The sequence below is a fragment of the Azomonas agilis genome (assembly GCF_007830255.1).
Lineage (GTDB): Bacteria > Pseudomonadota > Gammaproteobacteria > Pseudomonadales > Pseudomonadaceae > Azomonas > Azomonas agilis.
In genome coordinates this window covers 50,287-62,997 of record NZ_VLKG01000003.1, presented here as the reverse complement: position 1 = coordinate 62,997, position 12,711 = coordinate 50,287, and the positions used below count along the sequence as shown (strand labels likewise).

At 55.2% G+C, this 12,711-nt stretch carries 8 protein-coding genes and 2 pseudogenes; 1 reads left to right on the top strand and 9 read right to left on the bottom strand.

All coding sequences use genetic code 11. The annotated features are described in order from the left end of the window. Window positions 1–190 precede the first annotated feature (190 nt). From glmS to LX59_RS04930, 4 genes and pseudogenes are all read right to left on the bottom strand, one after another. Entirely contained in the window at window positions 191–2,026 is a 1,836-nt protein-coding gene (gene glmS / locus LX59_RS04945; protein WP_144570740.1) for a glutamine--fructose-6-phosphate transaminase (isomerizing), read from the bottom strand. Between the two features lie 76 nt (window positions 2,027–2,102). After that, a complete protein-coding gene (gene glmU, locus LX59_RS04940) occupies window positions 2,103–3,470 on the bottom strand; it encodes a bifunctional UDP-N-acetylglucosamine diphosphorylase/glucosamine-1-phosphate N-acetyltransferase GlmU (RefSeq protein WP_144570739.1) in 1,368 nt (455 codons plus the stop codon). 121 nt (window positions 3,471–3,591) lie between these two features. Next, window positions 3,592–6,384 (bottom strand): M16 family metallopeptidase, encoded by a 2,793-nt coding sequence (locus LX59_RS04935; protein ID WP_144570738.1) that lies wholly within the window; start codon window positions 6,382–6,384, stop codon window positions 3,592–3,594. A 357-nt stretch (window positions 6,385–6,741) separates the two neighbouring features. After that, window positions 6,742–6,884: pseudogene (locus LX59_RS04930) on the bottom strand (class 1 fructose-bisphosphatase); the annotation flags it as partial. Between LX59_RS04930 and LX59_RS04925 the strand changes: the two are divergent. Continuing rightward, window positions 6,881–7,194, top strand: a pseudogene (locus LX59_RS04925) (helix-hairpin-helix domain-containing protein); the annotation flags it as partial. The pseudogenes LX59_RS04930 and LX59_RS04925 sit on opposite strands and share 4 nt — an antisense overlap. A 199-nt stretch (window positions 7,195–7,393) precedes the next feature. On the opposite strand, the gene LX59_RS04920 reads toward LX59_RS04925, so the two are convergent. The 5 genes from LX59_RS04920 to LX59_RS04900 form a co-directional block, all read right to left on the bottom strand. Beyond that, entirely contained in the window at window positions 7,394–8,458 is a 1,065-nt protein-coding gene (locus LX59_RS04920) for an AbrB family transcriptional regulator (RefSeq protein WP_144570737.1), read from the bottom strand. Window positions 8,459–8,479: 21 nt separating this feature from the next. Next, the gene (locus tag LX59_RS04915) at window positions 8,480–9,457 is read right to left on the bottom strand and encodes a tripartite tricarboxylate transporter substrate binding protein (RefSeq protein WP_144570736.1); all 978 of its coding nucleotides are present in this window, start codon (window positions 9,455–9,457) and stop codon (window positions 8,480–8,482) included. Window positions 9,458–9,521: 64 nt separating this feature from the next. Beyond that, window positions 9,522–11,042, bottom strand: coding sequence for a tripartite tricarboxylate transporter permease (locus LX59_RS04910; protein WP_144570735.1), 1,521 nt, complete (start codon window positions 11,040–11,042; stop codon window positions 9,522–9,524). A gap of 2 nt (window positions 11,043–11,044) precedes the next feature. Continuing rightward, entirely contained in the window at window positions 11,045–11,503 is a 459-nt protein-coding gene (locus tag LX59_RS04905; protein WP_144570734.1) for a tripartite tricarboxylate transporter TctB family protein, read from the bottom strand. 45 nt (window positions 11,504–11,548) lie between these two features. Continuing rightward, complete coding sequence (locus tag LX59_RS04900) at window positions 11,549–12,538, bottom strand: Bug family tripartite tricarboxylate transporter substrate binding protein (protein ID WP_144570733.1); 990 nt, start codon at window positions 12,536–12,538, stop codon at window positions 11,549–11,551. Between the last annotated feature and the right edge of the window lie 173 nt (window positions 12,539–12,711).

The following is a 12,711-nucleotide window of genomic DNA, read 5'->3' as shown; positions in this document are numbered from 1 at the left end:
GTTCTAAATACTAGTGGCCTCTTGCGAAGCTGAGGTCGGTAGAGGGCTTGTGATGTGGAGATTAGACGGATCTTTGGAGTCAGGGGATTTTAGTTGTGACGATAAAGCCCGCTTCGGGGTTGGGCGGCATTCCTCCCCGTTTGAGTTGGGGAGGAAAATAAAGCCTTATGTTGACTGACTTAAACCGCTGTTATTCCACTGTCACCGATTTGGCGAGGTTACGCGGTTGATCCACGTCAGTTCCCTTGAGGATGGCGACGTAGTAGGCCAGCAATTGCAGCGGCAGGGTGTAGAGAATGGGGGATAACACATCACTGATGTGAGGCATGTTCAGCACATGGGTGGTTTGGTCGTGCTCAATACCGGCTTGGGCATCGGCAAACACGATCAACTCCCCACCGCGTGCCCGTACTTCTTGCAGGTTGGATTTGAGTTTTTCCAACAGCTCATTACTGGGGGCTACGGTGACTACGGGCATATCGCTGTCCACCAAAGCCAAAGGCCCGTGCTTGAGCTCACCGGCGGGGTAGGCTTCGGCGTGGATGTAGGAAATTTCCTTCAGCTTCAGCGCGCCTTCTAAAGCTACGGGGTATTGAGTTCCACGCCCTAAGAATAGGCTGTGCCGTTTATCGGAAAAGCGCTCCGCGATTTGCTCTACGGTGTGGGATAGGGAGAGCACTTCATCCAGTCGAGTGGGTAAGCAGCGTAATTCTTCTACTAATTGCCGCTCCTGATCGGCGGCAAGACTGCCTTTACTACGTCCCAATGCCAAGGTGAGCAGTAGCAAGCCCACTAATTGCGTGGTAAAGGCTTTGGTGGAAGCGACTCCGATTTCGGGGCCAGCATGGGTGAGTAAGGTCAGGTCGGATTCGCGCACGAGGGAGCTGGTGGCCACGTTACAAATGGCCAAGCTGCCCAGATAGCCCATGTCCTTGGCGTTACGCAGTGCGGCGAGGGTGTCCGCAGTTTCGCCAGATTGGGAGATGCTCACAAACAGGGTATTGGGGCGTACTACCACTTTGCGGTAACGAAACTCGCTGGCCACCTCCACTTGGCAGGAAATTCCAGCCAAAGACTCCAGCCAATAGCGTGCCACCATACCGGCGTGGAAGCTGGTGCCGCAAGCCACGATTTGCAGGTTTTCTACCTGAGAAAACAAGGCGGCCGCCTGAGGCCCAAAGGCTTCCAGCAATACCTGATGCGTCCCTAAACGCCCTTCCAAAGTGCGCTGTACTACGGAGGGCTGCTCGTGGATTTCCTTGAGCATAAAGTGGCGGTACGCGCCTTTGTCTGCGGCCTCTGCGCCTTCGTGGTATTGCAGGGTTTCCCGCGTTACCGGCTGACCTTGGCGATCCCAAATGTGCAGTGTGTCGCACTGAATTTGGGCGATATCGCCCTCTTCCAGATAGATAAAACGGTCAGTGACCTGACGTAATGCCAGTTGATCGGAGGCTAAAAAATGCTCGCCTAAACCACAGCCAATCACCAAAGGGCTACCGCTACGGGCGGCAAACAGGCTATCGGGGTATTTAGCACTGACAATAGCCAGACCGTAAGCGCCCTGTAGCTCGCGGATGGTGGCTTGTAAGGCCGGGATTAATTCTGGTTGCTGTTGCAGGTGGTAATGCAACAGGTGAGCAATGACCTCGGTGTCGGTATCGGACAGAAACACATAGCCTAGCTCTTGCAGGCGGCGGCGCAGCGTCTCGTAGTTTTCGATGATGCCGTTGTGTACCACGGCCAAATCAGTGCCGGAAAAATGCGGGTGAGCATTACGCTCACAGGGCGCACCGTGGGTAGCCCAGCGCGTATGGGCAATGCCTAAGCGACCAGCGAGTTTAATGTCTTTTTGTGCCTGCTCTAGTTCGGCTACTTTACCGGCACGGCGCAGGCTGTGCAGCGTACCGGCTTGATCCAGCACGGCGAGTCCGGCACTGTCGTACCCCCGATACTCCAGCCGCTTAAGCCCTTCTAACAGGATGGGAGTGATGTTGCGTTCCGCGATAGCGCCTACGATGCCGCACATTCAGGCAGTACTCCTTAGGGTTCAGTTCAGTACTCAGACAAGCCCCTTGCTCCTTGGTTTGGAGTCGGGGCAGGTTTTAGCTCTTTTTGGTTTTCTGTGGACGTTGCCAGCCCTCAATCAGGGTTTGGCGAGCACGGCCTAGAACCAGTTTATGGGCCGGCACGTCCTGAGTGATGGTGGAGCCTGCGCCCGTGGTCACGCCATCGCCGAGCACCAGCGGGGCCACCAAAGAGCTGTTGGAGCCGATAAATACGTCTTCACCCATTACCGTGCGGTGCTTATTAGCGCCATCATAGTTGCAGGTAATGGTTCCGGCTCCGATGTTGGTACGGGCTCCGATTTCGGCATCGCCCAGATAGCTCAGGTGTCCTGCTTTGGCTTCGTCGCCTAACACGGCATTTTTCAGCTCCACGAAGTTGCCCACGTGGGCTTTGCGACCTAGTACCGCACCGGGTCGTAAACGGGCAAAGGGGCCGCAGTCAGCGCCTTCACCCAGTTCTGCACCCTCTAAATGGCTGAAGGCTTTTACTACCGAGCCCCGCCGCAGAACGCTGTCTTTGATATAGCAATTTGGGCCAATGTGGACGCCGTCTTCAATCACGACTTTTCCTTCAAAGACCACATTGACATCAATGACCACATCACGGCCTGCAACGACTTCGCCGCGCAGGTCAAAGCGGCTGGGGTCGGCCAAGGTTACGCCTTGTTGCATCAGGCGGCGGGCCGCGCATTGTTGGTAATAGCGCTCCAAGTCGGCTAACTGCATACGGTCGTTGGCCCCCTGTACTTCCATAATGTGATGGGGTTGCTCCGTTACCACCGAAAGACCATCGGCTACGGCCATAGCAATCACATCCGTCAGGTAGTATTCCCCTTGGGCATTATGGTTGGAGAGCTGCCCTAACCAGCGCGCTAAGTGTGATTGAGGGATGGCTAGGATGCCGGTGTTGCATTCTTGGATCAGGCGTTGCTCAGGGCTGGCATCTTTGTGTTCTACGATGGCGCGCACGGCTTGCGCTGTATCCCGCACAATGCGCCCGTATCCGGTGGGATCAGGCAGCTTAACCGTCAGTAGGGCTAAATGCTGTTCGCTCAGTTGCTGGAGCAAGCGCTCTAGGGTTGAGGGTTCAATCAGGGGCACATCGCCGTACAGAATCAGCACTCGCTTGGCGGTTAATGCGGGTAAGACTTGGGCCACAGCATGGCCGGTGCCTAATTGTTCGGTTTGCAGGACAAAGTTTAAATCCGGCTCAGGAAAGGCATGGCGCACGAGCTCAGCACCGTGGCCAATCACCACATGGATGCCCTGTGGTTGTAGGGAGCGTGCTGCGTCAATCACATGGCCTAGCATGGATTTTCCAGCCACAGGATGTAGCACCTTAGGTAGAGCAGAGCGCATCCGTGTGCCTTGTCCGGCGGCCAGAATAACGATATCGAGCGACATGGGCAGATCCTGAGCAAGCAAAAAGAAAAGGATAGCCAAGGCTACCCTGTTCTCTGAGATTGCAGAAGTATGAGCTCCCGAGACTATCGGAATCGCTCTGGCCCATGCTGGCCTTGGGGAATTATTGTGTAGAGGATTGATTCAGTCTAAGCGCTTGCGTGGAGGTCGCGCTAATCTGTTGAGACGGCGGCTGTATTGTTTCACCTTGCGCATCAGCTAACACCTCAACCAGGGTATCTAATCGAAAGTGCTGGCGGATTGCGGCGTTCACCTGTTCTAGGCTCATGTGTGCAAGTTCTTCATTACGTTTGGCCCAAGCTTCCAGGGTACTGCCTTCGGACAGTTGTCGCTGCATCAGGGAAAGAACACCCTGCTCTTGGCTAAAATTAAGCCGCCGTTCGTGCAAAATGGATTGCTTAGCCTGCTCCAGTTCCGCGTCACTGACACCCTGTTTGATCATCTGGGCCAGTTCGTCTTTAACGATATTGGCTAAACGCTGCCCATGACCTACCGGATAATCAGCCTGAATACTTACCCAAGCCGTACCATCGAATTTATTCACTCGGATTGAGGAGCGGACGTTATAGCTGAGGTTTTCTTGTTCGCGGAGGCGCTGGCCCAAACGTGAGACCAGTGGTTTACGTCCAAGGATGTGTTCAGCAATAAACAAAGCGGCCTGATCTTGCGATGGGCTGTCAGCGTGAAAATGTAAGCGAGCAAGGTAATACCCCGTCTGAGGTGTTCCTGCGCGCACATGCAGCTGAGTCGCTGGAATACTACGGTAGGGGCGAGAGGGCCTTACATACTCCGCCTTGCTGTTCCATCGACCAAACAAGCGCTGTATCTGTTGCGTTACTGGTTGAGGATCAAAATTCCCAGCAAGGGTTAGCTCACCTTGGTTGGCCCCGTAGAATGCTTGGTGAAAAGCGACTACCTCATCCCGAGTCAGGGTTTGCAGGGCAGCGAGTACTTCGCTTTGTTCCGTATGGCGACGTATATCCCCAACGGGATAGGGTGCGGTCGCTCGGCTCAGATTTAGGCTGGCTACCGCAGCGGGCTGCTCAACGGGTTGCGCGAGCGCTGAACCTTGCAAGCGTTTGATCAGCTCAAATTCTGTGGCTGGGAACGCAGGCTGCTTGAGGATTTCGGCCACAAGATCTAACAGAGCGGATAATTTTTCTTTGGGGGCAGAGAAGTGCACACTCAACTGCTCTCCATTCGGCTGAATGCTGAGGCCTGCACCCATGCTGTTAATCTGATCAACTATTTGCTGGTAACTGCGGTTTTGAGTACCACGAATCAACAGCGTGGCCACCAGATCCGCCAAAGTACGTTTACCGAATAAGCTGTGGGGAGTACCAAAGTGCAGATTCAACACACCACGCACCGGATTATTGGACTCTGGGAGCGGACGTAATGCCAGCTTTAATCCATTATCCAGCGTACTGCGGAGAATTTGACTCTCTGTCCTCATAACCTGTTGGTTGAAATTGGCCAGATCTAGGGTGTTGGGGGCGACTTTTTCGGGTGCAGGGCTCACTTGACGCGACGCTTGCGCTACAGGGGTTGCTACCGAGGTTGATGGAGTAGTGGTTGAGGTGGCGGCATGTAGCTCACCCATAATGCGCCGATCTTGACGAAAGTGCTTTTGTGCCTGCTGCTGTACTTCGGACTGTTTCAGCCGAGCAATACCTTCATAACGCTGTAACAGCAGTTGCCAATCGCCTAGGGCGGCGTGCTCAGCCAGCAGTTCGCTTAGTGCCGCATGATTTTGGAATGTTTGGGATTTTATTGCTTGAATGCTGATTTTGAAGCGTTGCAGTTCTTCTTCAGTAATGGGCTGTTTTGCAAATCCTTCTAACGCTGTGCTTAATGAGGTCAGAGCATCCTCCATGGATTGCTCTTTAGACAGAGGCGCAGCAAATAGAAAGTAACCTCCCTGCCGGAATTGAAGGGGTTGGGCCATAATGCCGGTGACTTTATTGTTGAGCACCAAGCTTTGGTATAAACGCCCATGCGGCTCAGCAGCTAGGATATCAGCTAGGGGAGTGAGTGAGATATTGGCCTGATCCTTAATGGCGGCTAAGGGGTAAGCTAAGGCAACCCAGCGAATATTGCCGCTATGCACTTGAGTGACGGCTGGTTTGCGGGCAGGTAGGAGTTTTTCAGGCGGGCTGAGGCTTCGGCTGGGTAAGGCTGCAAAATATCGCTCGATGGTTTGTAGCGTTTTATCTGCCTCAAAGTGACCCGTAATGACGATTACCGCATTACCCGGCTGGTAGTGCTGAGTATAAAAGCGGCGCACGTCATCCAGACTAACCCGTTGCAACTCCTCTGGAGTGCCGAGTACTGGACGGCCAAACCCTCTATTGGGTGTGGCGGCGGTCAGTATGCTTTGAGTTAGGGCTGTTAGTGGAACGCTTTGCGCTTGTTCTAGCTCACGCAATACAACCTCACGTTCAGCATCCAGCTCTGTTTGTTTAAACTGGGTATTGCGCATGCGGTCAGCTTCTAGCGCAATCAGGTAATCCAACTTATCCTGCTGGGCCTCTAATTGGGCAACATAACGCGTGCGGTCGTAACTTGTAGTGGCATTAAAGCGAATGCCGCGCTGATTTAAACCCTCAATTAATGTATTACCCGGTAGTTTATTTGTCCCTTTGAATAATAAATGTTCGAGTAAATGGGCAGTACCCGCTTTGCCTTGTGGATCGGCTAAAGAACCACTGAGGTATAAAATATTAAAGGCAATGGCTGAGCTGGTTTGATCTGGGGCTAAAATTATTTTTAAACCATTATCTAAGCGGTATTCACTAATACCCTCACGCTGAACTATTGGAGTGAGGGGGGTTGCCTGTAAGTTTGGCAGATAAAAGATTATCCATAGTACAACGAGACAATAAGTTTTGCGCACACGAGATTCCTTTCTTTAACATCCATGAAATTGAGTTTCTGTATATTTTCATAGAATGCCGTCCATTAATTGATGTAAATCAATCTATTAAAATATAATTATTCTTGTTTGTGTGCGTTCTTGGCTTGGCGAGTATGTTTAAAAAGCTTGGATAGCTAATTCAGTATTTAGATAACAGACCGTATCAGCGTTCTAGCTGGATGATGAGTCTGCATTAAATAAATTAACTGAAAGCCACAGTGAGTCGTTTGGTTTAGGCCCATTTAAGGAAAAGTATCTTTGTATGGGCTCAGGGTTTCCCCTATGGGCCGCTTGCTCGGCCCACAGAGGGAGTTCTAAACCGTAGCGATAATCCGCTTCGCCAAGTAGATTATTTTGGCTGAAATCTTTAGCGGGACAACGCAGTACCGAAAAATAGTGCCTACGGAAACGTTCACATCAATGTTGGAGGAGTCATCCAGAGGATCGAGCACCAGCAGATAAGCGCCTTTAGGGGACTTATTCCAGCGCCCTGCTCAGCCGTATTTCCGGCCTGAACCAAACGCTGGCGCAAAACATCGTGGCTTTCCGCGATGCTAACGGCGCTTTCCCCAATCGTGCAGCACTGAAAAAAGTACCGCGCTTGGGCGGAAAACCTTCGAGCAGGCCGCTGGCTTTTTGCGGGTGATGAAGGGCAATAATCCGCTGGATGCCTCCGCCGTTCACCCGGAAGCCTATCCAATGGTGAAACGCATTGCCGAAAGCAGTCAGCGCGATATTCGCTCCTTAATTGGCGACACCAGTTTCCGAACCAACTTTGGCGCTAAACGGCAGCCCCCAACGCCATACCGACCAATCCGGCCATGGCGGCGTTGTTTGCGCAGGCTAAAAAGTTGAAAAAATAAGCTGAAAACCCTTGGAAGCCTTGGGTATGAGCAAGAGGAGTCTGTGTTTAGGTCTGGCCCTCTTAGCCGAACCCCTTGCCTGAAGGCTTCCGAGGGGGTAGCCGTCCTTGGCCCACTGAGTTGAATTAAGCGTCCGAGGTTTTTGAGCGCAGCCTGACCCAAACTCGAAACACCGGCTCGGCCAAAAACAGCACCATCAGCAGTCGTAGTACTTGAATGGCAGTGACCAAGGGCACCATCAGGCCCAAGGCTTCGGCGGTGAGGCTCATTTCAGCAATGCCGCCGGGAGCCATGCCCAAAGCAAGAGTGGGAATGTCTAATCCAGATACCCTGCCTAAAATCCATGCCAAAGGAATGGCCAGCAGCATGATGGAGCAGGTTCCCGCGAGGGTACGCAGCATGAAGGCCGGAGCGCGTTTAAAGAAGCTGCGGTCGAAATAGCAACCGAGGGTGCTGCCAATCAGCCATTGGCCAAAGGCACCCGCGCCCGGTGGCAGACCAACCTGCAAATCAAAGAAGGCGGTGAGGGGAATACAGGCCGCCAGAGCACCCAGTTGCCACGCATTAGGTAAATGCCAACGCTGAAAGCGCCAAGCAATCAGGCCACCGATCGCAAAAAGCAGGCTGAGCCAGCCCAGATGCACCGGGGCGTTAGTGTGGGTGTGGGCTTCGCCGCCAAAAATCAGCAGATAGCTGGCTGGTACGGTCAATAACACCAGCATCATGCGCAGGCTTTGCCCAGCGGCGATGGAGGGCAAATCCGCACCCTGCTGGCGGCCCAGATTGACCATTTCATTAGCGCCGCCGGGCATACTGGCAAAGTAGGCAGTGGCCAGATCCACGCCGCTGCGCCGGTGCAGCCAGATGCCGACCCCGCAGGTCACGACCGTCAGTACGCTGGCCAGAATAATCACACCGGCATTTTGGAGCATTTGCCCTACCACGGCGGCGGTAAAGTGCAGGCCAATACCCGTGGCGACAATCCACTGCCCCAGTTTGACCCCGTGAGGAACGGGTTTGGTCAAACAACCAAGGCAACGAATCAGGGTTACGCCCAATAAAGCCCCAATCATCCACGGCAGCGGACAGTGCAGCCACTGGGCAAGGGCTCCTCCGGCGGCCCCCGCAAAGGGGGTGACAATCCAAGGTTGGGTGGCACGGAGCCAGTGGGGAAGGGCCTTGAATGTCATCAGTAGAACTCCGGAGCGGGGTCAGTGGATAAGGTCGAACTCACGAGCCATCTGTCGGTAACGGGTGACGGCTTCTTGGATGTGTTGGGTGAGTTCAGGGCCAGTGAGGGACAAAGGAAAAAGCTCGCGTTGGTCACGCAGTTGGGCAAAATCTTCAGAGGCCAACAGGTGGTCAAAAGTGGTTTTCCACCATTGGTACTGAGCTTCGCTGACCTGCGGGCCCATGTAAAAACCACGCAGCACCGGCCAGACAATGTCAAAACCCTGTTCGCGAGCGGTGGGGATGTCGGCCATTGCCGGTTCTTCGCGTAGCCGATGGGGCGCAAAGACGGCCAAAATACGAATCTGGCCGCTTTGAACGCGGGGAATGGAGTCGGAAATATCGGTGCTGCCGATCTGGATATGTCCCCCTTGAAGTGCGGTCGCAATTTCGCCGCCCCCCTCCAAGGCTACATAGCGCAGGCGACGCGGATTGAGCCCAGCCGCGCGCGCTACCAGTGCTAATTGCAGCCAATCCTGTCCGCCAATGGTGCCGCTGGTGCCGATAATCACGCGATCCGGGTTGTGTTTGAGGTCATTGACCAAGTCTTGTAGGTTACGGTACGGCGAATCGCTGCGCACTGCCAGCGCGCCGTAGCTGGTGCCAATCACGGCTAGCCAGCGCACGGCCTGTTCATCGAAGCGCCCGAATTTACCCTGAGCGATATTGAGTAAGGAGCCTGTGGAAAAGGCGACTAGAGTGCCTTCTTCTGCCGGTCGTTGGGTCACGATTTGATTGTAGGCTACAGCCCCGACACCGCCGGGCATATAGCTGATGGCTAGGGGTTGTTGCAGGAGTCCGGTTTCTTTTAAACCGCTTTGGGCCAGACGACAGGCCAAATCGAATCCGCCACCGGGGGCTGCCGGTGCAATGCATTCGGGGTTTTGAGGCTCGGCCCACAGCGCAGGGCTGAGACTTAGGCCAGCCACTAATAGGAGAAGACGCAGGGAGGATCGCATGGGCAATTCCTTGGATAGGATAAACACGCCGACACCCGCGAGGGCGGGTGTCGGGCACTGCTTATCAATCTACCACCAGCCCCTCGGCACGATTACTTACCAGACGCCGCCGCCAGATGCGAATCAACGGCAGAGCCAGCATCACCAGCACCAAGGCCCAGGTGCCTTGAGCGATGCCGCTGTTCCAGAGGATGCTCAGCTCACCGTTGGAGATGGACAGCGCTCGGCGCAGGTTTTGCTCCATATGGCCACCAAGGATAAAGCCCAGCAGCAGGGGGGAAAGCGGGAAATCCATCTTCCGCATCAGGTAGCCGACAACACCGATGACCACCATCAAAATCAGGTCAAAGGTGGTGGCATGGATGGCATACACCCCGATGGAGGTAATGATGGCGATCAAGGGCACCAGTACCCAGTTCGGTACAGTCAGGATACGGGTGAAGATCTTGATCATCGGCACGTTCAGAACCAACAGCATCAGGTTGGCGATGAACAGCGAAGCAATCAGACCCCAGACCAGCGTGGGCTGATTTTGGAACAGCAGCGGGCCGGGGGTGATGTTGTACAGGCTCAAAGCGCCAATCATCACCGCCGTGGTACCGGAGCCGGGCACGCCCAGAGTCAGCATGGGCACCATCGCGCCGCAGCAGGACGCGCCGATAGCGGTTTCTGGGGCGGCCAGTCCGCGCAGATCGCCCTTACCGAATTTGCCCTCGGCTCCGGCGAGTTTTTTCTCCGTCATATAGGCCAAAGCACTGGCAAGCGTCGCCCCAGCTCCGGGCAGTACGCCGATAAAGAAGCCGCCTAAACCACAACGCAGGTTGACCCAAAATACCTTCCGCGCTTCGTTGAAGTTAAACAGCATCCGGCCTGTGGCCTGCACCATTTGTTGGCCGTGGTGGGTTTTCTCCAGCAGCAGCAAAATTTCGCTGACTGAGAACAGACCCAGTACCAGCACTACAAATTGAATGCCGTCGGTGACGTGAATGCTGTCAAAGGTGAAGCGATACACACCGCTGTTGGCATCAATCCCCACGCAGGACAGGAACAGTCCCAGCAGGGTAGCGACCAGCGTTTTCATCGGTTTATCGCCCGCCATACCGGCCAGAGCGACGGTCGCCAACACCATCAGCACAAAGTATTCCGCCGGGCCAAAGGCAATGGCCCAGCTGGCCAGCAGGGGCGCAAACAGCACCATGCCGCAGGTGGCAATCAAGGCACCGATGAACGAACTCCAAGCTGACAACGACAGCGCCACCCCCGCCAAGCCTTGGCGCGCCATCGGGTAGCCATCCAGACAGGTCATCAGGGTGGCGGCTTCACCGGGAATATTGAGCAGAATGGAGGAAATCCGTCCGCCGTATTCGCAGCCCAAATAAACGGCGGCCAGCAAAATCAGCGCTGTTTCAGGCGGCAGACCGAGGGCAAAGGCCACCGGAATTAAAATAGCCACCCCGTTGATGGGGCCAAGGCCGGGCAGCAAACCGACCACGGTGCCAATCAGGGTGCCGATGAGGGCGATCAAGAGGTTGGTGGGTGTCAGGGCGACGCCAAACCCTTGGGCCAGAAAGTTTAAAGTATCCACAGTTAGCCTCCCAGCACACTGAGGATGCCCAGTGGCAGCGGCACATCCAGCAGCTTGTCAAACAACAGGTACAGGCCCAGCGCCAAGCCCAAGCCTGCAATCAGGCTGGGTCGCCATTGGCCTTCGTAGAGGCGTGCCAGACAGGCACCCACCAGTGTGCTGGCAGGAATAAAGCCCAGCGGTTCGAACAGCAGAGCAAAGGCCAGCAGCAGGGCAATGCAGAGTACGACCTTACGCAGGCCATGCTGATCCAGTTCCGGCTCGTGTTCATCCCGGTGAATGGGTGTGGGGTTGATCAACAGGTACAGCAGTCCGGCGCAGAGCAAACCCAGCATCAGCAGTGGAAAGGATCGTGGCCCTACCGGCTCGTACGAAAAGGGTGCCTGATAGTCCAGACCCACCCCGATCATCACCAGTGCCAGCAGCAACCAGGCCCCTAAAAACAGGCGTTGCAGTAGCATAAGCATCTCCTTGGACAAGGCTGCCAAGGGCAGCCTGTCACGGGGTTATTGGATCAGGCCAAAATCTTTGGCCATGGCCCGGTAACGGACGACTTCTTTTTGCACATAGGCTTCCAACTCCGGCCCAGTGAGGGCGAAGGGGAACAGCTCGCGCTGGTCGCGCAGCTTGGCGAAGTCTTCAGAGGCGAGGAGTTTTTCGAAGTGGGTCTTCCACCACTGATAGTCTTCCTCGCTGACTTTCGGCCCCATGTAGTAGCCGCGTACCACGGGCCAGCTGATGTCGTAGCCTTGTTCTTTGGCGGTGGGGATCTTGGCCATATCGGGCTCGTCGATGCGTTTGTCCGCCAGTACCGCCAGAATGCGCATGTTGCCGCTCAGCACATGGGGCATGGAGTCGGAGATGTCGGTGCTGGCGACCTGAATGTGTCCACCCAGCAGTGCGGTCGCGATTTCACCGCCGCCTTCCATCGCCACATAGCGCAGGTCTTTAGGATTAACGCCCATGGATTTAACGATCATGGCCGTCTGCATCCAGTCTTGGCTGCCAAGGGTGCCACCGGCGCCAATCACCACCTTGCCCGGTTCTTTTTTCAGCGCCGCAGCCAAGTCGTCTAGGGTTTTGTAGGGCGAGTCGGCGCGCACGGCGATGGCTCCGTAACTGGCTCCCACAGCCGCCAGCCATTTCACGGCCTTCTCGTCAAAACGCCCAAATTTGCCTTGAGCCAAGTTCAACAGTGAGCCGCTGGAGAAGGCGACGATAGTACCGCCCTCCGCAGGCCGTTGAGCGACCACCGCGTTATAGGCCACCGCACCCACGCCACCGGGCATGTAAGTCACGCGCATGGGATTTTGCAGCATTTTGCTGTCCAGCAAGGCGCTTTGAGCCAGCTTACAGGTCAGGTCAAAGCCGCCACCGGGCGAGGCGGGGGCAATACATTCGGGGCGTTTGGGTTCAGCCAGCAGCGAGCTACAGAAGAGCAAGGAGGCGCTGGCAGCCAGTGCCGCGCGCAGCGGCAAAGACGACGGACGACGCATCGGGGAAATACCTTTTGTTGTTGTAATCAGGTGTCAGCCCAGTAGAGGCTTTGGAGATGCTAGGCGCTCAAACTTTCACCAACCTTTCAGCCTGCTTTCCGGTGGGGGACGATTCATTTGCAGGCGATGGGCTGGTTACACTAGAGGGCATAACAAAAGCCTTAGTCCGGAAT

What these genes read in the sequence shown, in the direction of transcription:
- LX59_RS04900 (WP_144570733.1), bottom strand. Translation starts at nt 12,538, where the DNA reads ATGCGTCGTCCGTCGTCTTTGCCGCTGCGCGCGGCACTGGCTGCCAGC.
- LX59_RS04905 (WP_144570734.1), bottom strand. Translation starts at nt 11,503, where the DNA reads ATGCTACTGCAACGCCTGTTTTTAGGGGCCTGGTTGCTGCTGGCACTG.
- LX59_RS04920 (WP_144570737.1), bottom strand. Translation starts at nt 8,458, where the DNA reads ATGACATTCAAGGCCCTTCCCCACTGGCTCCGTGCCACCCAACCTTGG.
- LX59_RS04915 (WP_144570736.1), bottom strand. Translation starts at nt 9,457, where the DNA reads ATGCGATCCTCCCTGCGTCTTCTCCTATTAGTGGCTGGCCTAAGTCTC.
- glmS (WP_144570740.1), bottom strand. Translation starts at nt 2,026, where the DNA reads ATGTGCGGCATCGTAGGCGCTATCGCGGAACGCAACATCACTCCCATC.
- glmU (WP_144570739.1), bottom strand. Translation starts at nt 3,470, where the DNA reads ATGTCGCTCGATATCGTTATTCTGGCCGCCGGACAAGGCACACGGATG.